We start from the raw sequence: 25,660 nt of genomic DNA, 5'->3' as shown, positions 1-25,660 counted from the left end.
TCCTGGGCGGCGGGCCGTCGGGACGGGCTCCGGTGTGACGTCAGTCGTCGTCGGTGATGGTGCCCACGGCGAGGGGGTCGGCCAGGCGCAGGCCCGGCACCCCGGCCACCACCAGGTTCACCTTCTCGTCCGCCTCCCGCTTCCGGTCACCCCGCACGGCAACCGGGAAGGCCAGGGAGGTCTGCCCGGCGGCCAGGACCTTGCATCCGACGTACGGGTCGTAGTCGGCGCCGGCCTGGGCCGTGGTGCCGTAGGTGGCGGCGCAGAGCAGCACCGGCTGGGACAACGGGCGCGACACGGTGACCGTGAAGGTCAGCGGCCGGGTGTCCCGGTCGCCCTCGACCACCGACGCGTCGCTGACGCTCAGCGAGGCCCGGGAGCGGAAGCGGGCCACCTGCGGGTCGTGGTCGCTGGAGCCCCGGCTGCCGTCGGCCGCGTGGTCGGCCGGCCAGTCGGCGTTGATGTGCGCGGCCCGCATCTGCACCAGGTCCCGGTGCAGCGCGCCGTTCACGAACAGGTGGTCGAGCGTCTGCGCCTGCCCCTCGAAGCTGTACGAGTAGGCGGACGACGGCGCGTCGGCGAGCAGGTCGTCCCAGAGGTTGCGCATGCCCGCCTCGTACAGCGGCCCGAGCTGGTCCGACGGGGTGGGCTCCGCCGCCGTGGCGATCGGATCGTCGGGGCGGGGGAAGACGTTGAGGTCCCCGCCGTAGACCACCCGCGCGTGCGGGTCCGACGCCTCGATCGCGGTGACGATCGCGGCGCCGTACGCGGCCTGCTCCCGGCGCTGCCCGACCCGGCTGTCCGGCCCGGACGAGTAGTGGTTGCTCGCGGCCCAGAGCGTGTACCGCTCCGTGGAGCCGGGGGCCGCTGCCACGGTGAACTTGCCGAGCTGCGGGGCGCGGGTGAAGACGTTGTTGCCGTCCTTGCCGGTGGACGTGTCCACGTCGGCGGGGAGCACCGCGTTGAGCGCCTTCGGGTTCTGCACGTCCGCGTTGCCCGGAAGCCCCGCACCGCGGTACCGCACCGTCGGCGCCGAGCCCAGCAGCGGGTCGCCGGCGGTGGGCGTCGCCAGCGACACCCGGTCGGTGCGGAACAGGAACGCCGCGGTGATGCCCCGGGCGTCCGCGCCGGTCCGGTCGTACGCGGCCTGGTAGGCCGGGCCACCGGCGGCCGCGATGGTCAGCGCCAAATCCTGGAGGGAGTCCGGCGCGCCGTCCGCGTTGTCCGTGGTGCCGCAGACCAGCTCGCCGCCGGAGACCGAGCAGATGTCCTGGTCCTCGGCCTCCTGCACCAGGATCAGGTCCGGGGAGTGCAGGTCGGTGGTGATCTGGTCGGCCAGCGCGGCGAGCTGCTCGCGGTACTCCTGCTCGCTGCCCGGCACGTAGTCGAACGGCGGGCGCACCCCGGTGCAGCCGGCGTTGCCGGCGAAGTCGCAGCCGTCGAAGGGGTCGTCACGGTAGTCGTACAGGTTCTCGACGTTGTAGGTCGCGACCGCGACCTCCTCCGACCGGTTGGCCGGCTTCGGCGGGTTGTTCGTCGACGGGTCGGCCCCGCCGGTGAACGCGGCCGCCTCGACCTGTACGCCGTACTTCTCGAACGAGTAGTAGAGCCCGCCGACCGCGTCGGCGGTCAGCGTGTCGAAGGTACGCGCGGGCGGGAGCAGCGCGCCGCTGTCACCCGTGGCGCCCTTGACGCCCATGCTGCCGAGCAGGACGCGCTGCCCGTTGCCGTCGTCGAAGCGGCGGCTCGGGTCGTTGTCCAGCGGGTGCGCGTCCCGGAACACCCGGCGGGCGTACTGGTCGGCGCGGTCGAGCAGCGGGTCGTCGCGGTCGATCACGAAGATCTCCGCGTCCGCGGTGGAGGCGAAGACGTTCCGCCCGCTCACCGCGCCGCTGCCGGCACGCACCCGCAGCCGGGCGCCCTCGTGCCGCTCGAAGAAGCGCTGCGCCGCCGCCACCTCGACCGGCGGCACCGCGTCGGTCACCTCGACCTCGGCGTTCACGTCCACGCCGGAGGCGATCCGACGGACCAGCGACGCGCCGGAGAGCTGGGTGAAGTTGAAGTACTCGGAGACCCGGGCGCGCAGCACCACCTCGTCGCCGACCGTCGGCACGTAGCCGCCGATCAGCGAGGTGAACGAGCCCATGAAGACGAAGATGCCGTCCGAGCTGGTCGGGTCGCCGTCGGTGGCGTCCGAGCGGCTCTGCAGGAAGAAGCCGCGCTGGTCCCGGCCCGCCGAGTCGCGCGCCAGGGTGAGTTGGGTGATCACGCCGCGTACGTCGTACAGCGTGCTGCTGGTCCCGTTGCCGGTGCCCGGCGCGAGCGGCGACCGGTCGGCGGGACCGGACTCGCCGTCGGTGGTCGGGCCCTGCACCTCGCCGACGGTCAGCTCCCGGGTCACCTGCACGGCCAGCGTGCAGGTGGCGGTGCCGCCGTCCGCGTCGGTCGCGGTCAGCACCACGGTGTACGCCCCGGCGGCCAGGTCGGCGCTCGTGCCGACCGTGGCCCGGGCGGTGCCGCCGACCGCGTCGGCCGGGGTGACCGCCGAGCGGCTGACGGAGCCGGTGGCGGGGGTCGGGCTGACCGAGGTGACCGCCAGGTCGATGATCCGGTCGTCCGCGTCGGTGGCGGTGACCTCCCGGGTGGCCGCCGTGCCGGCCGAGGTCACCAGCGTCGGACCGCAGGTGAGCGTGGCGGGTGCGTCGACCGGACCGCCGCCGTCGACGGCGTGCGTGCCGAGGCCGTCGAACGTGTCGACGGGGAAACCGGCCCACTGGGCGGCCGGGTCGAACGCGTCGGAGGGGTCGGTGTCGCCGGAGGTGACGGCGGCCGAGCGACGCAGCGTGTTGTCGGCGGTGCTGGTGACGCCCGTGCCCCACTCGGTGCCCGGGTCGACGCCGACCTGGCCGATCGAGTCGAGCACGGTGCCGCCCCGACGCAGCACGATCGCGTCGTCGCCGTTGAACAGGCTGGCGCCGGTGGTCTGGTCGGCCCGGTCGAGGATGGCTGGCGCGGCCGAGGCGGCGGCGAGGACGAAGGTGTCACCTGCCGCGACGGTGCCGGTGAGGGCCAGGTTCGTCGGCGTGGTGGAGCCGTTGAAGTGCAACTGGAGCTGGTAGCCGCCAGCGGCCAGGTCGACGGCGGCGCCCGTGCCGTTGAACAGCTCGATCGCCTTGTTGTTCGACGAGCCTTCGACGTACTCGGAGATGAAGAGGTCGGTGGGCGCGGCGCTGGCCGCGGTGGGTGCGACGCCGACGGCCGTGACGGTCACGGCGGCGGTGGCGGTCGCGAGCGCGGCAAGAGTGCGGCGCGGGCGCATGGGGCCTCCACGATGGGTGGACGGGGAACTAACGCACGTTAAGGGTCGCCGCTGACCGCCGTCCATCCCCCACCGGTCAGTTTCGTGAACTCTCCGGTCAGCGTCCGGCGTCGAGGCGGTGCACCAGCTCAGCCACGTCGATGCTGTATTCGCACCATTCGCGGTCCGGACGGTAGCCCAACTCGGCGTTGACCTTGAGCATGGCCTCGTTGGCCTGCGCGTTCCAGGTCTGCACCTCGGTCAGCTCCGCCTCCGCCGAGCGCAGCTCCATCAGCATCCGGGCCTTGATCGCCCGGTCGATGCCGTAGCCCCGGTGGTCCTGCACGACGATGGTGTCGTACTGGTCGGCGCGGGTCGGATGCTGGACGGGCACCACCACCTCGGTCAGCCCCGCCACCTCCCCGGTCTGCTCGTGCAGGGCGAGCACGATGTAGGGCTTCATGCCCCGCCGGTGCAGGCAGTCCAGACTGTCCCGCAGCCGCTCGGGGTCGTAGGAGCTGGGGCGCAGCTCGCCGTCCTCGACGTCGCGCACCTCCGCCTTGGCCCGCGCGTACGCCTCGATCAGCTCGTCCGGCGGGCCGCCGGGGTGGAACTGGAGGTGGTAGCCCGCGCTGATGCCGGTGGCCATCTCGGCCAGCTCGGCCCAGTCCACGCCGGACAGGTCCAGCACGCTGCGGGTCTCGACGTATTCCTTCGAGAAGCCGAGCGACTCGTAGAAGGCGACGGCCGGCGTGTCGCCGACCACCTCGACGCCGATCGACTGGAAGCCCTCCTGGTAGACCCGCCGGGCGGCGGTCAGGACGAGGTCCCGGCCGAGGCCCGTGCGCCGCGCCGAGGGGTGCACCAGCACCTCGAGCACCCCGATGTCGCCGAGCAGCAGCACGTGCACGTGACCCAGGATCGCCCCCGGGCTGCCGTCGGTCGCCGGCTCCGCCTGGGCGACCCAGGAGATCCGCCGCTCGCCGGGCATCACCTCGGCGAGGTATTCCCGCATGGAACTCTCCCGCCACGGCGGGTCCTGCGGCAGATCGGCCGCCAGGACCGCGTTCAGCGTGTCCAACAGCGACGCGATCTCGGCGGACGACGCGGTCCTGGGGTCCCACTCGCGCACCATCACCCGTCTAGCTTGCCGCTAACCGCTGCCCGGGGGAAGTGTCCAGTTCTCCAATGTATGCGGACGATCACTTCACGTGCGGCTGGCCTGTCCGTACCGGTTGGCGGTGTCGTAGACGTCCTGGGCGTAGCGGCGGACGTCGTTGTAGGACAGGATCGCGTTCCACCAGTCGGCCGGGATGGTGAGGTTCCGGCTGCCCTTGCAGAGGTAGTTGCCGGCGGCGAGGGCAGCGTCGTCCAGGTCGTGCGGGTCCTTGACGCCGTCGTTGTCGGCGTCGGCCCCGATCTCCTGCCAGGTCGTCGGGATGAACTGCATCGGCCCGATCGCCCGGTCGAGGACGGGGTCCTTGTCGAGCAGGCCGCGGTCGGTGTCGGGGATGCGCATCCGGCCGCCGTTCCCGTCCAGCGGCAGGCCGATGATCTCGGGCAGCGCCTTGCCGTCCTGGCCGAGCCGGGCGCCGTTGGCCTGGCCGTGCCCCGACTCGACGAACCCGATGGCCGCCAGGGTGGTCCAGCTCAGCCCGCAGCTGCGGTTGGTCTGGGCGAGCACCACCTCGGCGTAGCCGTACGCCTGCACGGCCACCGGCGAGATGCCGACCTTCGGTCCCACCTGGGCGGCCCAGCCGGCCAGCGCGTCCGACGGCCGGCCGGTGCTCCCGCCGACGGGCGGGCCGGTCGGCACCGTGCCGAGCGGCGGCGCCGTCCCGCCGGGCAGGGGCGACCCGCCGGGCCATGGCGACCCGCCGGGCAGCGGCGTCCCGCCCGGCAGCGGCCCCTGCGGAACGGTGGTCGGCGCGGCGGAAGTGGCGTCGACGGCGACCGGACGTGGTCCCCGCGCCGTCGCGGGCACCAACAGCGCGCCCGCCGCGGCAGTCGCCGCGACCAGGGCGAGCAGGAACACCCCGGGCAGGGTGAGCCGGCCGCTGGGCCGCCGCGACCACTCCCGGGTGGCGCGGGCGGCGGTCATCGCAATGCGGTGCGGCGGCCTGCGAACGGCGTGCGCGAACTGCACCCGGCGGCGCCGGGGTCCGGTGGCCGGTCTCGTCGCGGGCAGGTCGGTCTTCGTCTTCGCGAGGTCGCCCGCGCCCGACGGGGCGCCGGTGTCGTCACCGGTCTTCGCCCCGGCCGCCGCGCTGCCGGCCTTCGTGTCGGCGGCGGTCCCGTCCGTCGGCTTCGCGGCCATGGCGGTGGCGGTCCCGTCGCCCGGCTTCGCGGCCGTGCCGGTCCCGTCGTCCGGCTTCCCGGCCCTGGCCGGCTTGGTGCCGGCGGCCGGCTCGTCGCCCGTCCCCGCCGTGTCCGCCGGCTTCGCCTCGGCGGCGGCCCCGTCCGACGGCTTGGCCCCGGCGGTGGGCTTCTCGCCCGGCCTGGCGTCGGCGGCGGTCCCGTCCGACGGCCTGGCCTCGGCGGTGGGCTTCTCGTCCGGCTTCGCCTCGGCGGCGGTCCCGCCGGCCGGCTTTGCCTCGGCGGTCGGCTTCGCGGCGGCGGGCCCGTCGGGGGCGCCGGGCTGCTCGGCGGTGGGCGTCGACTCGGTCGTCGTCGGCTCCGGTGCGGAGGACGCGGCCGGCGTCGACGCCGGCTCGGCGGGCGCGGGAGCGGACGGCGCCGGGGTATCCGCATCGGGGGTGGTCGCGGACCTCAGCCAGGGGCGGCGGGGACGCGGGAACCGCCGCGCGGGTTCGGGCGCGGCGCCGGAACCGGCGAGCGGCCCGTCGATCGGGGCCGCCGGCCGCAGGGGCCGAAGGTTCGTCCTGTCCTCGCCGTCCACCACAAGTTGAGTATCACCCATGTCCCCCCGTACGTCAGGACCGGTCGTACCCTGGTGCCATGCCCCGGTACGAGTTCCGTTGCCGCGCCTGCGGCGACACCTTCGAGGTCAACCGCCCGATGACGCAGGCCGCCGAGCCGGCGTCCTGCCCGGCGGGTCACGCCGACACGGTCAAGCTCCTCTCCACCGTCGCGGTCACCGGCCGGGGCGGCGGCGGTGCGGCCGGTGGCGCGCCGGCGCCGGCCGGCGGTGGTTGTTGCGGCGGTGGCTGCGGCTGCTGACCGGCGGGTCCGCCGTCGGTCCCGCCTCGGCCGCCCGCACCGGGCCGGTTCCTCGTCCGCCCCGACGCCCGTCGGCGCGCCCCCTTGGCCACCGGGGGGCCGGACGGCTTCCCGGGCCGGGCCCGGCCGACCGTTCTCACGATGCGTGATGGTCCGGTATCAGGCAGCATGAGTCCGACGTCACGGGCGGAGGTTCCACCATGTCGCCACGGATCCACCTCCCGAGCGGGTTGGTGACCTTCGTCTTCACCGACATCGAGGGCTCCACCCGGCTGGCCCAGCTGCTCGGCGCGGACTACCGGCCGGTGCTGCGGGAGCATCGCCGCCTGCTGCGCCGCACGATCGCCGCGACCGAGGGCGCGGAGCTGCTGACCGAGGGGGACTCCTTCTTCCTCGCCTTCGGCGACGCGACCGCCGCGCTGACCGCCTGCCTGACCGCGCAACGGGCGTTGGCCAGCCACGAGTGGCCCACCGCCGACGCCGTGCCCCGGGTCCGGATGGGGCTGCACACCGGCTGGGCGGAGCCGCGCGACGGCGAGTACGTCAGCCCGGAGGTGCACCGCGCGGCCCGGGTCGCCGCCGCCGCCCACGGCGGTCAGGTGCTCTGCTCGGGGTCGACGGCGCGGCACGTGGAGCCGCTGCCGCCCGGCGCGTCCCTGCTCGACCTCGGCCTGCACCGGCTGCGCGGCTTCGACGACCGGGAGCGGCTCTTCCAACTGGTCGCTCCGGGTCTGGAGCGGAAGTTCCCGCGGCCCCGCACCGCCGACGCGACCGCGCACAACCTGCCCACCCCGGTCACCTCGTTCGTCGGCCGGCACGCCGAGCGGGCCGAGCTGAGGCGGCTGGTGGAGACGCACCGGCTGGTCACCGTCCTCGGCGCGGGCGGCGCGGGCAAGACCCGGCTGGCTGTGGAACTCGCCGTCGACCTGGTGGAGTCCCATCCGGACGGTGTCTGGATCGTCGACGTCGCCGCGGTCACCGACCCGGGGCTGGTGGCGTTCGAGGTCGCGGCCGTGCTCGGTCTGCGTCCCGAGCCGGGCCGCCCGATGGTCGACACGCTGGTGGAGTACGCGGCCGCGCGCCGGATGCTCGTCCTCCTGGACACCTGCGACGCCCAGCCGGCCGCCTCGGCCGACGTGATCTCCCGGCTGCTCGCCGGCGGGGTGGGCGTCCGGGTGCTCGCCACCAGCCGGGAGTCGTTCGGCCTGCCGGGCGAGGTGGTCTGGCGGATCCCGTCGCTGTCGGTCGACCCGCCGGCGGACGGGGCGGAGAGCGACGCGGTCGCGCTGCTGCTGGACCGGACGGCGGCGGCCCGGGGCGGCCGGCCGCCGGACCCGAGCGAGTCGGCCGACCTGCGCCGGGTGGTGCGGCGGTTGGACGGGCTGCCGCTCGCCATCGAGCTGGCCGCCGCCCGGCTGCGGGTGCTCTCCGTCGGGCAGCTCGCCGAGCGCCTCGACGACGTGCTGGGCACCCTGGACGCGGGCCGGGAGGACCCGGACCCGCCCCCGGTGGAGCCGGGCCGGTCGGACGACCCGCGGGACCCGGTGGCGACGGCCGTGGGGCTGGCGTCGCCCGGCCCGGGCGTCCGGGCGGTGCAGCGCCCCGCCACCGAACGGCACCTGACCATGCAGGCCACGGTGACCTGGTCGTACCGCACGCTGGGGCCGCGCGCCGCCCGGCTGCTGCGCTGGTTGGCGGTCTTCGCCGGCCCGGTCGACCTGGCGACGGTGGAGTGGCTGCTCGGCGACGATCCGCTCGATCCGCTCTCGGTGCTGGTCGACAAGTCGATGGTGCTGGCGGAGCCGCACGCCTCGGGCAGCACCTACCGGATGCTGGACCCGATCCGGGCGTACGCGGCGCGGAGGCTGGTGGAGGCGGGGGAGGAGAGGTCGGCCCGCAACCGGCACGTGGCGTGGTCGAGGCACGCGCTGGAGCGCGCCCACCTGGGCCCGGACGGGCGGCCGGTGACCCTCTCGCTCTACGCCCTCGACCCGCTCGCCGGCGAGCTGCGCGCCGCGTTGCGCTGGTGCGCCACGGGCGGCAGTGCCCGGGCCGGCCTGCGGCTGGCCGGGGGGCTCGACCAGTGGTGGCGGGAGCGGGGCCTGGCCCGGGAGGGGCGGCTCTGGCTGTTCCGGCTGTACGGGCGGATCGCCGAGACGGGGGAGCGGATCCCGGAGGCGGAGCTGGCGGCGGCGTACCACATGCACTCGCTGCACGCCGGCGCGGACGGCGAGTTCGCCGAGGAACTGCGCTACTCCCAGCGGGCGGAGGCGGCGGCCCGGCAGGCGGGCGACGCGGGCCTGCTCGCCCGGGTGCTCGCCGGGCGGGCGGCCCCGCTGGTCGACATGGGACAGTTTGCGGAGGCCGAGCGGATCTGCCGCGAGGTGATCGACTGGGCGTCCGGCCAGGAGGTGCTCGGCGACGCGCTCTTCGGGGTGTTCAGCCTGGCCGAGCTGCTCTGGCGGCGGGGCGCCCTGGACGAGGCGGCCGAGCTGCTGGGCGCGGCCCGGCCGGTGGAGGCGGCGCGCCCGGTGGAGCGGGGGCGGCGCTCGGTCGACATGCTGCTCGGGATGGTCGCCCTGGCGCGCGGTGACCTGGTCGCCGCGCACGAGCATCTTCAGGTGGCGCTGCGGTCGCGGATGAGCCACGGCTTCCACGGTCGGGCCTGCGACACGCTGAACGCGATGGCGGTGCGCTGCGCGGCCGGCGGCGACGGGCTGACGGCGGCCCGCCTGTTCGGCGCGGCGGGGGCGATCCGGGCGAGCATGCGCTGCGCCCCGGGCATCTACGGCGGGTACTGGGCGCAGCGGCAGGGGGAGCTGCGCCGGGAGCTGGGCGACGCGACCTTCGACGGCGCGTACGGCGAGGGGACCGAGCTGGGGCTGGAGGAGGCGGCGGCGCTGGCCCTCGCCGTCGAGCACCCGGACCTGGCGGTGGGCTCGGCGAGGTTCGCCGCCGGTCCCGCCCGCGTGGCTCCCCGCCAGCCCGTCACCCCCGACCGTCGCCGCCACCACACCGGTCACGCCTGACGACGGGGGCCCGCCGGTCGGGGTCCGCGTCGCCCGGGCGGGCCGGGGACGCGAACCCCTGGACGGTACGGGTGGGTCAGCCGCGCAGGGCGGCGCGGCGTTCGGCGTCGGCCTTCATCCGGGCGGCGCGGTCGATGTCGGCCTGCTGCACGGCGGCGACGGAGCCGAAGGCGCTGACGGCCTGGTAGTACGTCCAGGCGAGGCTGTAGCAGGCGGGCCGCACGACGGTGTTGTACGTGGCGCAGACGCGCTTCAGGTCGGCGTAGAAGGCGCTGTCCAGGCGGGCCTTGTTCGCCGAGAACCGGCTCATCGCCTTGTAGTTGCGGTAGCCGAAGTCGTGCCGGTAGCAGGAGAGCGTGAAGTTGAAGCCGAGCGGGTTGTCCGGGCTCGACGAGCAGTAGTCGGTCGACCAGTCGAAGCCGTACGCCGCCCAGGCGCCCTTGTTCAGCCGGCCGGAGTTCCAGGAGTTGTAGCTGGTGGCGCTGGTCTGCGTCCAGCTGGAGAGGACGGACAGCTTCTGCGTGGTCGTGACGGCGGCGGCGGGGGAGGAGACCCCGAAGACGAAGAGCATCGTGAGCGCGGCCGAGGCGAGCAGGGTGGTGAGGCGTCTGGGCACGGGTACCTCCGCGGGGGATATGCGGGTGGGACGGGGGGTTACCGGCGGGTCACCGGAGTGCCGAACAGTGTCGATCATGGATCGGTCCCCGCGGTGCGGTGCCCGCCGACATTTGGTGACAGGCGTCGAAACAGACGAATGCCCCGGGCGCCAGAGGCACCCGGGGCATCCGGTGGGACGTCAGCGGACGAACGCCGGCGGGCTGGCCGGGCTCTCGTTCGCCAGTCGGTCGAGCGCGGTCACGTAGTAGGTGTACCGCTTGCCGGCCTCGGCGGTGGTGTCCACCCAGGACTGGGTCCGGGTGGCCGCGTCGGCGCGGACGGTGTCGACGAGGTGCGCCGCGTCGGCGAAGTCGCACCGGTCGGCCAGGCCGACCCCGTCGAAGCGGTAGACCGCGTACGACGTGGCGGTGCCGAGCGGGCCCACTCCATCGGCCGGCTGGCGCCAGCTCAGGTGGACCCCGTCGTCCTGCCGCGCGGCCTCGGTGACCACCGGCATGAGCAGCGGCTTCTTCGGCAGGTGCGGCATGGTCGGGATGAGCGCCGGGCGGGAGTAGTGCTCGGCGGCGTAGATGTCGGTCGCGCCGAGCCGGTTGGCCCGCACCTGCACGGCCGAGAAGTGGATGTTGCCCAGGACCTCCGGGTGCGCCCGGTTGAGCGTCAGGTGGTCGGACAGCTCGCGCGGGTTCTGCCAGAACGGCCCGTAGACCGGGTCACCGCTCTTGTAGTCGGCCTGCCCGATGTAGAGCTGCACCCGGGTGCCCTTGACCACGTCCGCCCACCACGGCACCAGCCGGGCGTAGTCGGCGGCCGGGTACTGGCCGATGTACCAGTAGAGCTGCGGCACGATGTAGTCGATCCACTCCTCCTTGACCCACTTGCGGGTGTCGGCGGAGATGATGTCGTACGACTGGCTGCCGGTGGTGTCCGAGCCCAGCGGGTCGGCCGACTGGTTGCGCCAGATGCCGAACGGGCTGACGCCGAACTTCACCCACGGCTTCTCGGCCTTGATCTTGGCGTTCATCTCCTGGACCAGCAGGTTGATGTTGTCCCGCCGCCAGTCGGCCTTGTCGGTGAAGCCCCGGTTGTGCGCCGCGAAGGTGGCGTCGTCGGGCACCTGGTGGGTGCCGCTCGGGTAGGGGTAGAAGTAGTCGTCGAAGTGCACGCCGTCGACGTCGTACCGCTTGACCGCGTCCATCATCGCGGTCTGCACGAACTCGCGGACCTCCGGAATGCCGGGGTTGTAGTAGAGCCGGCTGCCGGCGACTCCGGCCGGCGGGTAGGCGAAGGTCCACTCGGGGTGCTCGCGCACCGGGTGGTTCGGCGCGAGCTTGGTGATGTCGGCGCCGGCGCCGCCCGGGGCGGGCATGGAGACGCGGTACGGGTTGAACCAGGCGTGGAACTCCAGGTTCCGCTTGTGCGCCTCCTCGACCACGAACTTCAGCGGGTCCCAGCCCGGGTCCTCGCCGCGGACCCCGGTCAGGTACTCCGACCAGGGCTCGTGGGGCGACGGCCAGAACGCGTCGGCGGTCGGCCGGACCTGGACGACCACGGCGTTGTGGTTGAGCCGCTCGGCGAGGTCGAGCAGCTGGCGGTACTCGGCCTGCTGCGTGGCGACGCGGTCCGGCGAGGTCTGGGACGCCTTGCTCGGCCAGTCGATGTTGACGACCGAGGAGATCCACATGGCCCGGAACTGTCGCTTCGGCGTGGCCGGGTCGGTGACGCAGGTGGTGGTGGAGGCGGCGGTGGTCGCCGTGTCGGGCGCCGCGCTCGCCGGGGTGGCGGCGACGAGCGCGCCGAGCAGTGCGGCGGCCAGCCCGGCGGCTCCGAGCCGAGTTGCCTTCATGCGGTGTGTCCCTTCGTTGGGGCTCCCGTGTCAGGGGTGGATCGCGGCGCAGACGGCAAGATTCGCCGTTGGCAATCTGCCGCTGGTAGGAAATTTTCACACGTCACGGGCTCTGCGCAAGAGTCTGGACGGGATCGATCCGTCCGTCGACACCGGCTCCTCCCTGTGGCCGGGCCCACGGGGCGCACCGTGGTGGGACGCACACGCCGGGTGGTGACCCTAATGACCCGAGACGTGGGGGTTGAGGGGGGTCCGCCCTGGGTAGCATCGCCGGTCACCGGCCGCCACGGGGGTGGTCCGGGCGGTGGGAGGGGTGACACGTGTCCGTGCTGCGTACCAAACCGATCGGGGACGTCATCGCGCAGAGCGAGGCCGACGGTGACGACGGCGGGCCCGGCCTGAAGCGCCGGCTCGGCGCCCGCGACCTCACCGGCTTCGGCATCGGCATCGTGATCGGCACCGGCATCTTCACGCTCACCGGCATCGAGGCCCGGGACAGCGCGGGTCCCGGCGTGGTGGTCTCGTTCGCCATCGCCGGCCTGGTCGCCCTGCTCGCCGCCCTCTGCTACGCCGAGCTGGCGTCGAGCGTCCCGACCGCCGGCAGCGCCTACACCTACGCGTACGCGACGATGGGCGAGATCGTCGCCTGGATCATCGGCTGGGACCTGCTGCTGGAGTTCGCCCTCGGCGCGGCGGTGGTGGCGCGCGGCTGGTCCGGCTACCTGGCGGAACTCGTCGGCCTCCCCACCGCCTGGTTCGGCGAGGAGGGCAGCGTCGTCAACGTCGGCGCGATCGGCATCGTGCTGCTGCTCGGCGTCGTGGCGATCGTCGGCATCCGCGAGTCCGCCCGGGTGACCAACCTGCTGGTGCTGGTCAAGGTCGCCATCTGCGTCTTCATCGTGGTCGCCGGCCTGTTCTTCGTGAAGGCCGGCAACCTCACCCCGTTCATCCCGCCGGCGAAGCCCGCCGACGGCAGCGAGGACGGCATCAAGCAGCCCGTCACCCAGGCGCTCTTCGGCCTGGAGCCCTCGGTGTTCGGCTTCGTGGGCGTGCTCAGCGCCGCCGCGGTGGTCTTCTTCGCTTACACCGGCTTCGAGGCGGTGGCCAACCTCGGCGAGGAGACGAGGCGGCCCCGCCGGGACCTCACCCTCGGCCTGCTCGGCACGCTGCTGATCTCCACCGTGCTGTACATCGGCGTCTCGCTTGTCGTGGTGGGCATGGTGCCGTACACCGAGATCGACCGGGGCGCCCCGATCGCGGCGGCCTTCAACGCGGTCGGCGCCGAGTGGGCCGGCATCCTCGTCTCCATCGCCGCCGTCGCCGGCCTGACCAGCGTGATCCTGGTCGACCTGGTGGCCATGGGTCGGATCGGCTTCGCCATCAGCCGCGACGGGCTCATCCCGCCGTCGATCGCCAAGGTGCACCCGCGCTGGGGCACCCCGTACCGGATCTCGGCCGTCATGACGGTGGCGGTCGCGCTGCTCGCCGGCCTCCTGCCGCTGTCGGCCCTGGCCGACCTGGTCAGCATCGGCGCGCTCGCGGCGTTCGTGCTGGTCTCGGTCGCGGTGCCGATCCTGCGGCGCAAGCGCCCGGACCTGGACCGGCCGTTCCGGGTGCCGTTCTCCCCGGTGCTGCCGATCGTCTCGGCGCTGGCCTGCTTCTACCTGATGCTGAACCTGTCGGTGGAGACCTGGCTGCGGTTCGCCGCGTGGATGCTGCTCGGCGTGGTGATCTACTTCGGCTACGGCTACCGGAAGAACCGGCTCTCGCCCGGCGTTCCTCGCCCGCCGACTCCCGGGAACCGGCTTCCGTCTGATCTCGGGCGGGGGTCCGGCTCGACGCGGGTGGGGGTGCGGCTCGACGTGGGTGGGGTTTCCGGGGAGCCCGGCCCGCTCCGGGCGGTCAGGCTTGATCCCTGCGCGGGCCGGGCTCCCCGGAAACCCTCCGGGGTCGGCCGCCGCGGTTCGGTCGCGCTTGCTTTGGTGTACGTGGACAGCGCGGCACCCGATCCTGTCGGGTGCCGCGCTGTCGGTGTCTCCGAGTCGTGCGTGCGGTCTGCCGGGCGGCCGGCCGCCTTCGGAGAAGGTCCCCGGTCAGGGCCTTTGCTGGGGTCCCGCCGTCGGGCCCTTGACCACGGGTTTGCCGTCGGTCCAGACGACCTCGTCGAGCCAGACCTGGCGGCCCGGGTCGACGGTGCCCTCCTGGCCGGGCGGCCAGGCGTGGTAGAGCAGCCAGGTGCGCCCGTCCTTGACCACCATCGAGGCGTGCCCCGGCCCGGAGGCGACCTCGTTGGTCTTCAGGATCGGGTTCTCCGGGGCCTTCACGCACGGCCCGGCCGGCGACTCGCAGACCGCGTAGCCCTCCGCGTACTCGGCGCGGTCGTAGGCGTTCGCGGCGAAGAACAGGAAGAGCCTGCCCTCCTGGCGGTGCAGGAACGGGCCCTCGATCAGGGTGCCCTCCCACGGCTCGGTCTGCTTCAGCAGCTTCGTCGGCTCGCCCACCAGGCGCAGCCCGTCGTCCGAGAGGCGCTGCGACCAGATCCAGGTGTCCACCCCGATGGCGTTGCCGTCGTTCTTCCACAGCAGCCAGAGGCTGCCGTCGGCGTCCCGGAACGGGCTGGCGTCGATGGCCCCGCCCAGCTCCGCCTGGCAGATCAGCGGCCCGGTCGAGTCGTCCCGGTACGGCCCCTGCGGCACGCTCGCCACGGCCCGTCCGACGCACTGCCGCCCCGACTCGTGCCCGGCGACGGTGTAGTAGAGCGCGAACCGGTCCGGGGCCAGTTCGATCGCCTCAGGCGCCCAGGTCTTCCCGGCGTCCGCCCACGCCGGCAGTTCCGGCAGCGCGTCCCCGGCCGGGGACCAGTCGACCAGGTCCGCAGAGGTGAGCACCGGGACGTTGCGGCCCCCGGCGTTGGTGTGGAACAGGTACCAGGTGTCGCCCACCCGGATCGCCTGCGGGTCGGGCGCGTCGGTGCGTACGACCGGGTTGGTGAACATGCGCGCGTCGTCTCCCGTGCTCGAAGGTTCATCTGCACCACCGCAACCGGCGGCGAGCAGCGCGGCGGCGAGCGCCGCCGCCGCGCCGTGCCACCGGATCCCGACCGTCATCCCTTCAGGCCGCTGCGGGAGACGCCCTGGATGATGTGCCGCTGGGCGAGCACGAAGAGGATCAGCACCGGCACGCTGGCCAGCACCGCCCCCGCCATGATCACCGGGTAGTCGGTGACGTAGGAGCCCTGGAGCAGGCCCAGGCCCGGCGGCAGGGTGAGCGTCTCCGGGCTGAACAGCACGAAGATCGGCCAGAGGAAGTCGTTCCAGTTGGTGAGGAACGACAGCACCGCCAGGGTGGCCAGCGCCGGCTTGGACAGCGGCAGCACCACCCGCCAGAAGATCTGCCACTGGTTGGCCCCGTCCAGCACCGCGGCCTCCTCCAGTTCCCGGGGCAGGGAGAGGAAGAACTGCCGCAGGAAGAACACCCCGAACGCGCTCGCAGCCCCGGGCACGATCACCACGGTCAGGGTGTCGATCCAGTTCAGCTCGTCGACGATCAGGAAGTTCGGGATGATCAGCGAGGTCGGCGGGATGAACAGCGTCCCGACGATCAGCGCGAAGAGCACCCCGCGGCCCCGGAACCGCATCCGCGCCAGGGCGTACGCGGCCATCGAGGCGGTCGCCAGCACCAGCAGCGCGTGCGCGGTGGCGGCCAGCATGCTGTTGACGAACCAGCGCAGCACGGGGTTGGCGGAGTTGTTCAGGATCTGCTCGTAGCCGTACCCGGAGATCGGGTCCGGCAGCCAGCTCGGCGGGATCTGCTGTGCCCCGGTGTAGGTCTTCAGCGAGGTGATGACCATCCACACCAGCGGCAGCAGGAAGACCAGGGCGAGCGCGACCAGGGTGGCGTAGAGCGCGGTCCGGCGCAGCGCGGTCCCCGGGGCGCGGCCGGTCGCCGGGGCTCCGGCGCGGGTCGGCACGGGGGCGCGCGTGGTGCGCGTGGGCGTCGTCATGGCGGTCCCCTCAGTCTTCCCGGTAGCGGAAGAAGCGGAAGTTGGCGATGCTCACGACCGCCAGCATCAGCGCGAACACGATGCTCATCGCGGCGGCGCGGCCGGCGTCGTTGTCCCGCAGCCCCTCCTCGACGATGAACCAGACCACCGTGCGGGTCTCGGTGCCCGGCGCGCCCTGGGTGATCAAAAAGGACTGCCCGAAGACGTTCGCCGAGGCGAGCACGGTCGTGGTGACCACGAAGAGCAGCACCGGACGCAGCCCGGGGAGCGTGACGTGCCGGAACCGTTCCCAGGCGGTCGCGCCGTCCACCTTCGCCGCTTCGTACAGCTCCTGCGGGATGTCCTGGAGCCCGGCCAGGTAGATCACCGCGTTGAAGCCGGAGGTCCACCAGACGGTCACCCCGACCAGCGAGACCCAGGCCCACGGCACGTCCGTCACCCACGGGGTGTCGGCCGGCAGCCCGACCATGCCGGCGAGCCGGTTGACCAGGCCCAGGTTGGCGTCGAGCAGGAAGCGCCAGAGCAGGCCGATCACCGCCACGCCCAGCACGTACGGCGCGAAGTAGATCGCCCGGAAGAAGGTCCGGCCGGGGAACGAGCGGTTCAGCAGCAGCGCCAGCCCGAGCGGGACGACTACCAGCAGCGGCACCGCGAAGACGGTGAAGATCGCTGTCGCCCGGACGCTCTGCCACCAGTCGCCGTAGACGGCCGAGTCGCTGGAGAAGAGCTCCTGGTAGTTGTCCAGCCCGACGAAGGGCCGGTTGGGCAACTGGAAGTCCCACTGGTGCACGCTGAGCCAGAGACCGAGCAGGATCGGCAGCAGGCCGAAGACCCCGAACAGGAGCAGGTACGGGGCGAGGAAGAGGTACGGCGTCGCCCGCCCGGCCCGGCGCGCCGGGGCGCCCGGGCGGGCGGCGTCGGCCGCCGGGGGCGGCGCGTCACCACGCGCCGCCCCCGCCTCGATCACGTCCGCCACGGGAGCTCAGCTCCCATACTTCTTGCGGTTGTCCTCCAGCTGCTTGTTCGCCTTGGCCGCCCCGTCGTCCAGCGCCTGCTTGGGCGACTTCTTGCCCAGCGCCGCCTCGTTGAACGAGTTGTAGAAGGTCGTCATGACCTCACCGAGGCCCGGGGCCGCCGGCGGGAAGGCCGCGTACTCCAGCTCGGGGGCGAGGGCGTTGACCTCGGTCAGCGCCTTGAAGTCGGCGCTGTCCCGGACGGCCTTGCGGGCCGGTACCTGGCCGCCCTTGGCCCAGTCCAGGGAGTGCTGGCTGAGCCAGTTGATGAAGACCTTCGCCGCCGAGACCTTGTTGGCGTCGTTGGCCCGCTGCTTGACGATCGTGAAGTTGTGCGAGTTGGCCCAGGCGGCCGGCTGCGTGCCGATCTGCGGCAGGGGCGCCACGCCCCACTGGATGTCCGGGCTCTTCTTCAGGTCGTTGATCTGCCAGATGCCGTTCCAGTTGAAGGCGTTCTTGCCGCTCTTGAAGGCCAGGTAGTCGGCGTCCTGGCCGACGTTGGCCGGGGAGTGGCCCTGCTTGATCAGGTCGGTCAGCCAGGTGCACGCCTCGACGGCCTGGTCCGAGTTGAAGGTGGCCTTCGTGGCCTCGGCGTCGAAGACGCTGCCGCCCCACTGGTGCAGCAGGGAGTAGAAGGTCATGCCGCCGGTGAACTGGAACGGGCTGACCCAGAAGCCCTGCACCCCGGACTTCTTCAGCTCGGTCAGCGCGGCGGTGTAGTCGTCCTTCGTGGTCGGCGGCTTGTTCGGGTCGAGCCCGGCCTTCTGCATGACCCCCTTGTTGTAGTAGAAGCCGAGGGGGTGCATGTCCAGCGGGATGCCGTACCGCTTGGAGTTGTAGAGCCCGCCCTTCCAGACGGTGGGGGCGAAGTCGCCCTCGGAGAGCTCCAGGGTCTTGGCGACGTCGTCCAGTTCGGTGATGACGCCGCGGGCGGCGAAGGTGGCGAGCTGGTCCATGTGCATGACCGCGATGTCCGGGCCGCTGCCGCTGGAGGCCGCGCCGGGGAGCTTGTTGTAGTAGTCCTCCCACTGGTACGTGGCGATCGAGACGGCGATGTTCTGGTGCTCGGTGTTGAACTGGTTGACCAGCGCCTTGAAGATGTCGCCGTCGCCGCCGGTGAAGCCGTTCCACAGCTTCAGGTCCACCTTCGGGCCGGTGTAGTCCTTGCCGCCGTTGCCGGCCGCCGGGCCCGCGTCGTCGTCGCCACCGCCGCAACCGGCCAGGGTCAGCGAGGCCGCGGCGCCGAGCCCGAGGCCGAGGCTGAGCAGGCGCCGCCGGCTCATTTCGTTCTGCATCATGGGGATTTTGCTCCTTGGGGGACGGGATGAATTGTGCCTGCTCAGGACCGGTGCGGTGTCAGCCACCGACGGGGGAGAAGCGCAGCACGTTCCAGGAGACGGCCGGAAGGCGCACGGAGCACCGGCCGCCGTCGGTGGTGGGGTCGGGCAGCTGCCGGGGCGTCACCCGGTCGGGCTCGGCCTCGGTGTTCGTCGCCGTCGGGTCGTCCCCGGCGGCGAGGCTCAGGTGGGATTGACCGGACAGGCCCGGCAGGCCGCGCAGGTCGATGTCCAGGGGGAGGTCGGTCTCGCCCCGGTTGACCGCGAACACGGTCAGCTCGCCGGTCTCCTCGTCGTGCACGGCGACCGTGTCGAGCACCGGGACCTCGCCGTACCGCTTCGTCTCGTACGTCGGGCCGACGGGCTCGGTACGCAGCACCGTGCCGCGGGCGTGCCGGGCGGTCAGCGCGAACGGGTGGAAGATGCTCTGCCGCCAGGCGGGACCGCCGGTGCGGGTGCGGATCGGGGCGATCACGTTGGCGAGCTGGGCCTGGCAGGCCACCCCGACCCGGTCGGCGTGCCGCAGCAGGGTGATCAGCAGGTCGCCGACCACCACCGCGTCGACGGCGGTGAAGTCGTCCTCGATCAGCGCCGGGGCCTCGACCCAGCCGCGCCGGTCCAGGTCGGCCTGGAGGCGGGACTGGTACCAGACGTTCCACTCGTCGAAGGAGATCTTGAGCTTCCGCCGGTGCCGCTGCTTGGCGGCCACGTGGTCGGCGGTGGCGACGACCTCGCGGATGAAGTTGTCCATGTCGACGGCGGAGGCCAGGATGCTGGCCCGGTCGCCGTCGGACGGGTCGTAGTAGGTGTGCGCGGAGATGTAGTCGACGTGCTCGTAGGTGTGCTCCAGCACGGTCGCCTCCCAGGAGGCGAAGGTGGACATCGTCCGGTTGGAGCTGCCGCAGGCGACCAGGCTGATCGACGGGTCGACCATCTTCATGGCCCGGGCGGTCTCGGCGGCCAGCCGGCCGTACTCGTCGGCGGTCTTGTGGCCGACCTGCCAGGGCCCGTCCAGCTCGTTGCCCAGGCACCAGAGCCGCACCCCGTACGGCTCCTCGGCGCCGTGCTTGCGGCGCAGGTCGGACAGCTGGGTCCCGCCCGGATGGTTGGTGTACTCCAGCAGGTCGCAGGCCTCCTGCACGCCCCGGGTGCCGAGGTTGACGGCCATCATCGGCTCGACGCCCGCCTCGGTGGCCCAGGTCATGAACTCGTCGAGCCCGAAGGCGTTGGTCTCGATGGTCTTCCAGGCCAGGTCGAGCCGGCGGGGGCGGTCGCCGACCGGGCCGACGCCGTCCTCCCAGCGGTAGCCGGAGACGAAGTTGCCGCCGGGGTAGCGGACCACGGACACACCCAGCTCACGGGTCAGCTCCAGCACGTCGCGGCGCAGCCCCCGCGAGTCCGCGGCGGGGTGCCCGGGCTCGTAGACCCCGCCGTAGACGCACCGGCCCATGTGCTCGACGAACGAGCCGAAGAGTCGCCGGTCGGCCGGTCCGACGGCGAAGGCCGGGTCGATGGTGAGCTGCGCGGTCCGCAAGGGGTGCCACCTTTCCTCGTTGCCGGTCCCGGGTGACCGTGGTCACCCGGTGCTCCTGGTTTCTACAACGTTGTAAGCAACGTTGTAAAGAGGCCCCTACGCGGTAAAGTGCGCACCCATGGGGGGAGGCGACGTGGTGCGGCACAGGCTCAAGGACGTGGCGGAGCGGGCCGGTGTGTCGGTGAAGACCGTCTCCAACGTGGTCAACGGCTACGTGCACGTCCGGCCCGACACCCGCGCCCGGGTCGAAAAGGCCATCGCCGAGCTGAACTACCGGCCCAACCTCTCCGCCCGCAACCTCCGCAAGGGGCGCACCGGGGTCATCGCGTTCGCGGTACCCGAGCTGGACATCCCCTACTTCGCCGAGCTGGCCCGGCACGTCGTCACGGCCGCGGCCGAGCTGGGCTGGACGGTGCTGATCGACCAGACCGGCGGCGGCCGGGAGCAGGAGCGGGTGGTCGCGTCGGGCATCACCGAGCACCTGATCGACGGGCTGATCTTCAGCCCGCTGGCGCTCACCGCCGAGGACCTCACCGGGCTGGCCGGCACCCCGATGGTGCTGCTCGGCGAGCGGGTCGACCACGGCCCCGCCGACCACGTCGGGATCGACAACGTGAGCGCCGCCCGGGAGATCACCGCCCACCTGGCCGGTCTCGGTCGCCGCCGGATCGCCGCCATCGGCTCGCAACGCACCCCGGAGGGGGCCAGCGCCCGGCTCCGGCTCGCCGGCTACACCGCCGCGCTGGCCGACGCCGGCCTCGCGTACGACGAGCGGCTGGTGGCGCCCGCGCCGGCCTGGCACCGCGCGGACGGCGCCGCCGCGATGCGCGGCCTGCTGACCTCCGGCGTACGCCCCGACGCCGTTTTCTGCTTCAACGACACCCTCGCCCTGGGCGTCCTGCGCGCCCTGCACGAGGCGGGCCTGCGGGTCCCCGAGGACGTGGCGGTGGCCGGTTTCGACGACATCGAGGACGGCCGCTTCTCCGTGCCCACCCTGAGCACGATCGCGCCGGACAAGGAGCGCATCGCCCGGCTGGCGGTGGAACTGCTCGCCGGCCGCATCGACGGCGACCGCACCGCCCCGCCACGGGAGCTCTCGGCCCCCTGGCGCCTCACCCCCCGCGAAAGCACCCTGGGCCGCTGACCCCCCGGGGCCAGGGGTGGGGTCAGTCGAAGAAGCGGGCCAGGTGGGCGGGGTTGGGGCCGTCCGCGTCCGCAGGCAGCGGGGTGAGGTCGGCGAAGATCGACGCGCCGTCGCAGCCGACGTGCAGCGGATACCAGCGTGGGGTGCCCGGCGGGCGCTGGAGGCAGATCCCCTTGACCGTCTGCACGTCGAGCAGCCGGACGTGGGTCGGGTCGGCGACGGCGTTCACGTGCCGCCACCACGGGCTCATCACATGCAGCACGCCGCCCGGCCGGAGCGCCCGGTGGCACTCGTCGACCAGCGGCAGGAAGTCGATCAGGTGCTCCAGGATGTGCACCGCGAAGAAGACGTCCACCGAGTCGTCGGCCAGCGGCAGCGAGCCGGAGAGGTCCGCCACCGCGTCCACCCCCGGGGCGGGGAAGATGTCCAGCCCCAGGTTGCCCGGCCACTGCTTGGTGGCGCCACAGCCGAGGTCGACCACCACCGGGTGGCGAGCGCCGACGCGTACCCGGCACCAGACGCCGAGCACCCCGGCGAGCCGGCCGACCCGGTCCCGGACCAGCCGCAGCTCGGCCTCCTCGGCGACCTCCCCGCTGACGTGGGCCACCCCCCGGTCGAAGCGCACCTCGACCGCGAGGTCGCGCAGCCGGTCGTCGTGCCGGGCCTGGTCGACCCAGGCCTCGGCGAGGAATCCGTCGATCGCCCGCAGCCGCTCGGCCGAGGGCGGGTGCTGTGCCAGCGCGACCATCGGGGCCACCTCCCGCCGGCCGATACCCGGATCCCCGGCCGTTATGCCAGGGCGGCCGGAGGCGGGCGGGCGGGGTCAGCCGCTGATCGTCCGGCGCGGGCGTCCGCCGCCGCGCATCCGCTGCCGGGGCGGCGGCGCGGCCGGCTTGGGCCGCTTGAGGTGGTAGCGGTGCAGCTCGTTGTTGCCGGGCAGGGACGGGTCCTCGCTCATCGCGACCAGCTCCCAGCCCTGGTCGCCGGCCCGGTTGAGGTGGGCCAGCGCGGTGTCGCCGTAGGGCGTCACGTCGACCATGGAGCCGTCCGGGCCGTACCAGACGAAGACGACCTCCCAGCCGATGTCGTTCGTGGCCGCCTGGCGGCGGCGGACCAGCAGCGCGTACTCCCACTTGAGCATGAGGTCATTCTCACCCGCCGCGAGCGGGTCGGCACGGATCAATCTTCGGCGATCCGTCCGGCGGTCACCCGCAGCCGCCGGTTGGTGGTCACGGCGTCGAGCATCCGCCGGTCGTGGGTGACCAGCAGCAGCGTGCCCGGGTAGCTGGCCAGCGCCGATTCCAGCTGCTCGATGGCGGGCAGGTCCAGGTGGTTCGTCGGCTCGTCCAGCACCAGCAGGTTCACCCCGCGCCCCTGGAGCAGCGCCAGCGCCGCCCGGGTCCGCTCGCCCGGCGACAGGGTCGCCGCCGGCCGCAGCACGTGCCCCGCGCGCAGGTTGAACTTGGCCAGCAGCGTCCGCGCGTCCGCCGGCGACAGCTGCGGTACGGCGGCGCCGAACGCGTCGATCAGCGGCACATCGCCGAGGAACAGCCCGCGAGCCTGGTCCACCTCGCCGACCACCACGCCCGGGCCGAGCGCGGCGTGCCCCGAGTCGAGGGGGAGCCGGCCCAGCAGGGCGGCGAGCAGGGTGGACTTGCCGGAGCCGTTCGCCCCGGTCACCGCCACCTTGTCGGCCCAGTCGATCTGGAGGGTCACCGGGCCGAGGGTGAAGCCGCCCCGGTGTACGACGGCGTCGCGCAGCGAGGCCACGACGGCGCCGGCGCGGGGCGCGGCGGCGATCTCCATCCGCAGCTCCCACTCCTTGCGCGGCTCCTCGACCACCTCCAGCCGCTCGATCAGCCGCTCGGTCTGCTTGGCCTTGGCCGCCTGCTTCTCGGTCGCCTCGGCGCGGAACTTGCGGCCGATCTTGTCGTTGTCGGTGGCCTTGCGGCGGGCGTTCTTCACGCCCTTCTCCATCCAGGCCCGCTGCGTGCGGGCCCGCGCCTCCAGGCCGGCCCGGGTGTCGGCGTACTCCTCGTAGTCCTCGCGCGCGTGCCGGCGGGCCACCTCGCGCTCCTCCAGGTAGCCCGCGTAGCCGCCGCCGTAGTGCCGGATCTGCTGCTGGTGCAGGTCCAGCTCCAGCACGCGGGTGACCGTGCGGGCGAGGAACTCCCGGTCGTGGCTGACCAGCACCGTGCCGGCGCGCAGCCCGGTGACGAACTCCTCCAGCCGCTCCAGGCCGGCCAGGTCCAGGTCGTTGGTCGGCTCGTCGAGCAGGAAGACGTCGTAGCGGCTGAGCAGCAGCGAGGCCAGCCCGGCCCGGGCCGCCTGACCGCCGGAGAGGCCGGTCATCGGGTGCTCCAGGTCGACGGTGAGGCCCAGCTCGGCGGCCACCTGTTCGGCCCGTTCCTCCAGGTCCGCCCCGCCGAGGGCGAGCCAGCGCTCCAGCGCCTCGGCGTAGGCGTCGTCGGAGCCGGGGGCGCCGTCGGTGAGCGCCACCGTCGCCGCGTCCAGCGCCGCCTGCGCGGCGGTGACCCCGGTGCGCCGGGCCAGGAAGTCCCGCACGGTCTCGCCGGGCCGCCGCTCGGGCTCCTGCGGCAGGTGCCCGACGCTCGCCGTGGGCGGGCTGAGCGTCACGCTGCCCGCCTCCACCGGCAGCAATCCGGCGAGGGTACGCAGCAGCGTCGACTTGCCCGCCCCGTTCGGACCGACCAGCCCCACCACGTCCCCCGGTGCGACCACCAGGTCCAGCCCGGCGAACAGTGCCCGGTCCCCGTGCCCCGCGGCCAGCCCCTTGACGATCATCGTCGCGCTCATCAACCCCCGACCCTATCCCGCCCCCGATCACCCACCCAGGCGCCACGTCCCGGAGGCACGCGGCACACTGCTCGGGTGGTGACCACTCTGGCGATCGACTGTGGCGGCGGCGGGATCAAGGCATCCGTGCTGGACGAGACGGGCACGATGCGCGCCCGGCCGCTGCGGGTGCCCACCCCGTACCCCCTGCCGCCGGCGCTCTTCGTGAAGACGCTGCTGGACCTGGGCGGCCGGCTGCCCACGGCGGACCGGCTCACCGTCGGCCTGCCGGGCATGATCCGGCACGGGGTGGTGGTCGCCACCCCGCACTACGTGACCCGCTCCGGCCCCCGCTCGAAGGTCGACCCCGGCCTGGTCGCGCAGTGGACCGGGTACGACGCCCGGACCGCCCTCGCCGAGGCGTTCGGGGTGCCGGCGCTGGTGCTCAACGACGCCGAGGTGCACGGCGCCGGGGTGGTCGCCGGGACCGGCTGCGAGCTGGTGCTGACCCTCGGCACCGGGCTGGGCAGCGCGCTCTTCGACGGCGGGGTGCTCGCCCCGCACCTGGAGCTGTCCCACGCCCCGGTGCGCTGGAACACCACCTACGACACCTACGTGGGGGAGCCGGAGCGGCGCCGGCTCGGGGACGCGTTCTGGTCCCGCCGGATCCGGCAGGTCGTGGACGGGCTGCGCCCGGTGTTCCGCTGGGACCGGCTCTACCTGGGCGGGGGCAACTCCCGGCTGATCCGCCCCGAGCAGCTCGCCCGGATGGGCGACGACGTGGTGGTGGTGCCCAACACCGCCGGCATCGTCGGCGGCGTCCGCGCCTGGGAGCTGGCCGCCGGCCGGCACGGCGCCTCCACCTGACCCCCCGCCGCGCGGTTCCCCGCCGGGAACAGTCGCGGTACGGCGGATGTTGTGCCAGCGTCGGGACAGTGGCGCGACACGAGGGGGGTGGGTCGGATGGACCTTCTGGCCGAGTACCGGCGGGCGACCATGTTCTTCGAGGCCGGTGACCCGACCGGGGCGGCCCGGCTGCTCGAACCGATCGTGGCGGCCGAGCCCGGCAACGCCTCGGTGCGGCAGCTGCTGGCCCGGGCGTACTTCCAGTCGGCCCAGCTCAACCGGGCCGAGGCGCAGCTGCGGGAGCTGATCGACCGGGACCCCGCCGACCACTACGCCCACCACGTGCTGGGCCGCACACTGGAGCGGCTCAACCGGCACGCCGACGCGCTGCGGCACCTGCGCATCGCGGCGGCCATGCACAGCGGCAACGACGACTACCGCGCCGCCCTGGACCGGGTGCAGACCCGCGTCGAGGGCAACCGCTGACGGCGGCGGGATCGGCGCCCACGCGCGGGCGCACGGACGGGGCAGCTCGACAGGGCTGCCCCGTCGTCGTCACCGGGCGCAGCGCAACGCCGGGCGCCGGCGGCTAGCTTTCGCAACGAGTGGAACGCCATGGCTGTCGAACGGGCCTGATGACACTCGTGGTGTTCCACCCGTGCGTGTTGGCGTCCATCGCGGTCGACACCGTCGGCGGCCTACCATCGGCGGCATGGGACGTGAGCTGCCGGCGGGTGCGCGATGAAGCTGAAGCTGGACCTGCACGACATCTTCAACAAGGGCCAGGACATCGACCGGGCCCTGCGCGGGATCATGGACGAGGCGGTGGCGAAGAAGGCCACCCTCGTCGAGATCATCCCCGGCAAGGGCTCTGGCCAGCTCAAGAAGCGGGTGCTGCGCTTCCTCGACCAGAAGGACGTCAAGCAGCTCTACCACCGCGTCGAGAAGGACTCGAAGAACTTCGGCCGCCTCTTCGTCCACTTCCGCTGGAAGTAGCTGGAAGAGCCCGGGTGCTGCCC

At 73.3% G+C, this 25,660-nt stretch carries 18 protein-coding genes and 2 pseudogenes; 7 read left to right on the top strand and 13 right to left on the bottom strand.

Annotation, left to right across the window (positions count from 1 at the left end; all coding sequences use genetic code 11):
- Positions 1-40 precede the first annotated feature (40 nt).
- From AB0G08_RS04615 to AB0G08_RS04605, 3 genes are all read right to left on the bottom strand, one after another.
- On the bottom strand, positions 41-3,319 hold the full coding sequence (locus tag AB0G08_RS04615) for a lamin tail domain-containing protein (protein ID WP_358083049.1): 3,279 nt from the start codon (positions 3,317-3,319) through the stop codon (positions 41-43).
- Between the two features lie 97 nt (positions 3,320-3,416).
- A complete protein-coding gene (locus tag AB0G08_RS04610; RefSeq protein ID WP_358083563.1) occupies positions 3,417-4,433 on the bottom strand; it encodes a GNAT family N-acetyltransferase in 1,017 nt (338 codons plus the stop codon).
- A 72-nt stretch (positions 4,434-4,505) separates the two neighbouring features.
- Positions 4,506-6,218 (bottom strand): lytic murein transglycosylase, encoded by a 1,713-nt coding sequence (locus AB0G08_RS04605; protein WP_358083046.1) that lies wholly within the window; start codon positions 6,216-6,218, stop codon positions 4,506-4,508.
- A 38-nt stretch (positions 6,219-6,256) separates the two neighbouring features.
- Between AB0G08_RS04605 and AB0G08_RS04600 the strand changes: the two genes are divergently transcribed.
- Both AB0G08_RS04600 and AB0G08_RS04595 read left to right on the top strand, forming a co-directional pair.
- A complete protein-coding gene (locus AB0G08_RS04600) occupies positions 6,257-6,478 on the top strand; it encodes a zinc ribbon domain-containing protein (RefSeq protein ID WP_357877936.1) in 222 nt (73 codons plus the stop codon).
- 200 nt (positions 6,479-6,678) lie between these two features.
- The gene (locus AB0G08_RS04595) at positions 6,679-9,507 is read left to right on the top strand and encodes an adenylate/guanylate cyclase domain-containing protein (protein WP_358083043.1); all 2,829 of its coding nucleotides are present in this window, start codon (positions 6,679-6,681) and stop codon (positions 9,505-9,507) included.
- 76 nt (positions 9,508-9,583) lie between these two features.
- On the opposite strand, the gene AB0G08_RS04590 is transcribed toward AB0G08_RS04595, so the two are convergent.
- Positions 9,584-10,123, bottom strand: coding sequence for a phospholipase (locus tag AB0G08_RS04590; protein WP_358083040.1), 540 nt, complete (start codon positions 10,121-10,123; stop codon positions 9,584-9,586).
- Positions 10,124-10,303: 180 nt separating this feature from the next.
- A complete protein-coding gene (locus AB0G08_RS04585) occupies positions 10,304-11,968 on the bottom strand; it encodes a family 10 glycosylhydrolase (protein ID WP_358083038.1) in 1,665 nt (554 codons plus the stop codon).
- Positions 11,969-12,288: 320 nt separating this feature from the next.
- Between AB0G08_RS04585 and AB0G08_RS04580 the strand changes: the two are divergent.
- Positions 12,289-13,713 (top strand): annotated as a pseudogene (locus AB0G08_RS04580) (amino acid permease); the annotation flags it as partial.
- 348 nt (positions 13,714-14,061) lie between these two features.
- Here AB0G08_RS04580 and AB0G08_RS04575 read toward each other — a convergent pair.
- The 5 genes from AB0G08_RS04575 to AB0G08_RS04555 all read right to left on the bottom strand — a co-directional run bounded on the left by AB0G08_RS04575 (position 14,062) and on the right by AB0G08_RS04555 (position 19,855).
- Positions 14,062-14,964, bottom strand: coding sequence for a glycoside hydrolase family 43 protein (locus AB0G08_RS04575; RefSeq protein WP_358083560.1), 903 nt, complete (start codon positions 14,962-14,964; stop codon positions 14,062-14,064).
- Positions 14,965-15,071: 107 nt separating this feature from the next.
- The gene (locus AB0G08_RS04570) at positions 15,072-15,971 is read right to left on the bottom strand and encodes a carbohydrate ABC transporter permease (RefSeq protein ID WP_358083035.1); all 900 of its coding nucleotides are present in this window, start codon (positions 15,969-15,971) and stop codon (positions 15,072-15,074) included.
- A gap of 10 nt (positions 15,972-15,981) precedes the next feature.
- A complete protein-coding gene (locus AB0G08_RS04565) occupies positions 15,982-16,947 on the bottom strand; it encodes a sugar ABC transporter permease (RefSeq protein ID WP_358083033.1) in 966 nt (321 codons plus the stop codon).
- Between the two features lie 6 nt (positions 16,948-16,953).
- Positions 16,954-18,282 carry an ABC transporter substrate-binding protein gene (locus AB0G08_RS04560; RefSeq protein ID WP_358083031.1) on the bottom strand — a complete coding sequence of 443 codons (1,329 nt, stop codon included), beginning with the start codon at positions 18,280-18,282 and terminating at the stop codon, positions 16,954-16,956.
- A gap of 58 nt (positions 18,283-18,340) precedes the next feature.
- On the bottom strand, positions 18,341-19,855 hold the full coding sequence (locus tag AB0G08_RS04555; RefSeq protein WP_358083028.1) for an alpha-N-arabinofuranosidase: 1,515 nt from the start codon (positions 19,853-19,855) through the stop codon (positions 18,341-18,343).
- Between the two features lie 136 nt (positions 19,856-19,991).
- Between AB0G08_RS04555 and AB0G08_RS04550 the strand changes: the two genes are divergently transcribed.
- The gene (locus tag AB0G08_RS04550) at positions 19,992-20,999 is read left to right on the top strand and encodes a LacI family DNA-binding transcriptional regulator (protein WP_358083557.1); all 1,008 of its coding nucleotides are present in this window, start codon (positions 19,992-19,994) and stop codon (positions 20,997-20,999) included.
- Positions 21,000-21,021: 22 nt separating this feature from the next.
- On the opposite strand, the gene AB0G08_RS04545 is transcribed toward AB0G08_RS04550, so the two are convergent.
- From AB0G08_RS04545 to AB0G08_RS04535, 3 genes and pseudogenes are all read right to left on the bottom strand, one after another.
- Positions 21,022-21,747, bottom strand: coding sequence for a methyltransferase domain-containing protein (locus AB0G08_RS04545; RefSeq protein WP_358083025.1), 726 nt, complete (start codon positions 21,745-21,747; stop codon positions 21,022-21,024).
- Positions 21,748-21,894: 147 nt separating this feature from the next.
- Positions 21,895-22,140: pseudogene (locus AB0G08_RS04540) on the bottom strand (hypothetical protein); the annotation flags it as partial.
- 38 nt (positions 22,141-22,178) lie between these two features.
- Positions 22,179-23,816 (bottom strand): ABC-F family ATP-binding cassette domain-containing protein, encoded by a 1,638-nt coding sequence (locus AB0G08_RS04535; protein ID WP_358083022.1) that lies wholly within the window; start codon positions 23,814-23,816, stop codon positions 22,179-22,181.
- 75 nt (positions 23,817-23,891) lie between these two features.
- Between AB0G08_RS04535 and AB0G08_RS04530 the strand changes: the two genes are divergently transcribed.
- The 3 genes from AB0G08_RS04530 (at position 23,892) to AB0G08_RS04520 (ending at position 25,637) form a co-directional block, all read left to right on the top strand.
- A complete protein-coding gene (locus tag AB0G08_RS04530; protein WP_358083020.1) occupies positions 23,892-24,662 on the top strand; it encodes an ROK family protein in 771 nt (256 codons plus the stop codon).
- 96 nt (positions 24,663-24,758) lie between these two features.
- On the top strand, positions 24,759-25,127 hold the full coding sequence (locus AB0G08_RS04525) for a tetratricopeptide repeat protein (protein ID WP_358083017.1): 369 nt from the start codon (positions 24,759-24,761) through the stop codon (positions 25,125-25,127).
- A gap of 255 nt (positions 25,128-25,382) precedes the next feature.
- Positions 25,383-25,637, top strand: coding sequence for a Smr/MutS family protein (locus AB0G08_RS04520; protein WP_088987488.1), 255 nt, complete (start codon positions 25,383-25,385; stop codon positions 25,635-25,637).
- Positions 25,638-25,660 lie beyond the last annotated feature (23 nt).

Origin of the sequence: Micromonospora sp. NPDC023644 (assembly GCF_040640115.1) — a bacterium.
Lineage (GTDB): Bacteria > Actinomycetota > Actinomycetes > Mycobacteriales > Micromonosporaceae > Micromonospora.
Note: the sequence above shows the minus strand (reverse complement) of the source record. Positions and strands in the feature narration are given on the sequence as shown.

Coding starts and splice junctions, on each gene's coding strand:
- AB0G08_RS04560 (WP_358083031.1), bottom strand. CDS start 18,282: ATGATGCAGAACGAAATGAGCCGGCGGCGCCTGCTCAGCCTCGGCCTC.
- AB0G08_RS04525 (WP_358083017.1), top strand. CDS start 24,759: ATGGACCTTCTGGCCGAGTACCGGCGGGCGACCATGTTCTTCGAGGCC.
- AB0G08_RS04585 (WP_358083038.1), bottom strand. CDS start 11,968: ATGAAGGCAACTCGGCTCGGAGCCGCCGGGCTGGCCGCCGCACTGCTC.
- AB0G08_RS04535 (WP_358083022.1), bottom strand. CDS start 23,816: ATGAGCGCGACGATGATCGTCAAGGGGCTGGCCGCGGGGCACGGGGAC.
- AB0G08_RS04605 (WP_358083046.1), bottom strand. CDS start 6,218: ATGGGTGATACTCAACTTGTGGTGGACGGCGAGGACAGGACGAACCTT.
- AB0G08_RS04615 (WP_358083049.1), bottom strand. CDS start 3,319: ATGCGCCCGCGCCGCACTCTTGCCGCGCTCGCGACCGCCACCGCCGCC.
- AB0G08_RS04600 (WP_357877936.1), top strand. CDS start 6,257: ATGCCCCGGTACGAGTTCCGTTGCCGCGCCTGCGGCGACACCTTCGAG.
- AB0G08_RS04610 (WP_358083563.1), bottom strand. CDS start 4,433: ATGGTGCGCGAGTGGGACCCCAGGACCGCGTCGTCCGCCGAGATCGCG.
- AB0G08_RS04520 (WP_088987488.1), top strand. CDS start 25,383: ATGAAGCTGAAGCTGGACCTGCACGACATCTTCAACAAGGGCCAGGAC.
- AB0G08_RS04575 (WP_358083560.1), bottom strand. CDS start 14,964: ATGTTCACCAACCCGGTCGTACGCACCGACGCGCCCGACCCGCAGGCG.
- AB0G08_RS04545 (WP_358083025.1), bottom strand. CDS start 21,747: ATGGTCGCGCTGGCACAGCACCCGCCCTCGGCCGAGCGGCTGCGGGCG.
- AB0G08_RS04570 (WP_358083035.1), bottom strand. CDS start 15,971: ATGACGACGCCCACGCGCACCACGCGCGCCCCCGTGCCGACCCGCGCC.
- AB0G08_RS04595 (WP_358083043.1), top strand. CDS start 6,679: ATGTCGCCACGGATCCACCTCCCGAGCGGGTTGGTGACCTTCGTCTTC.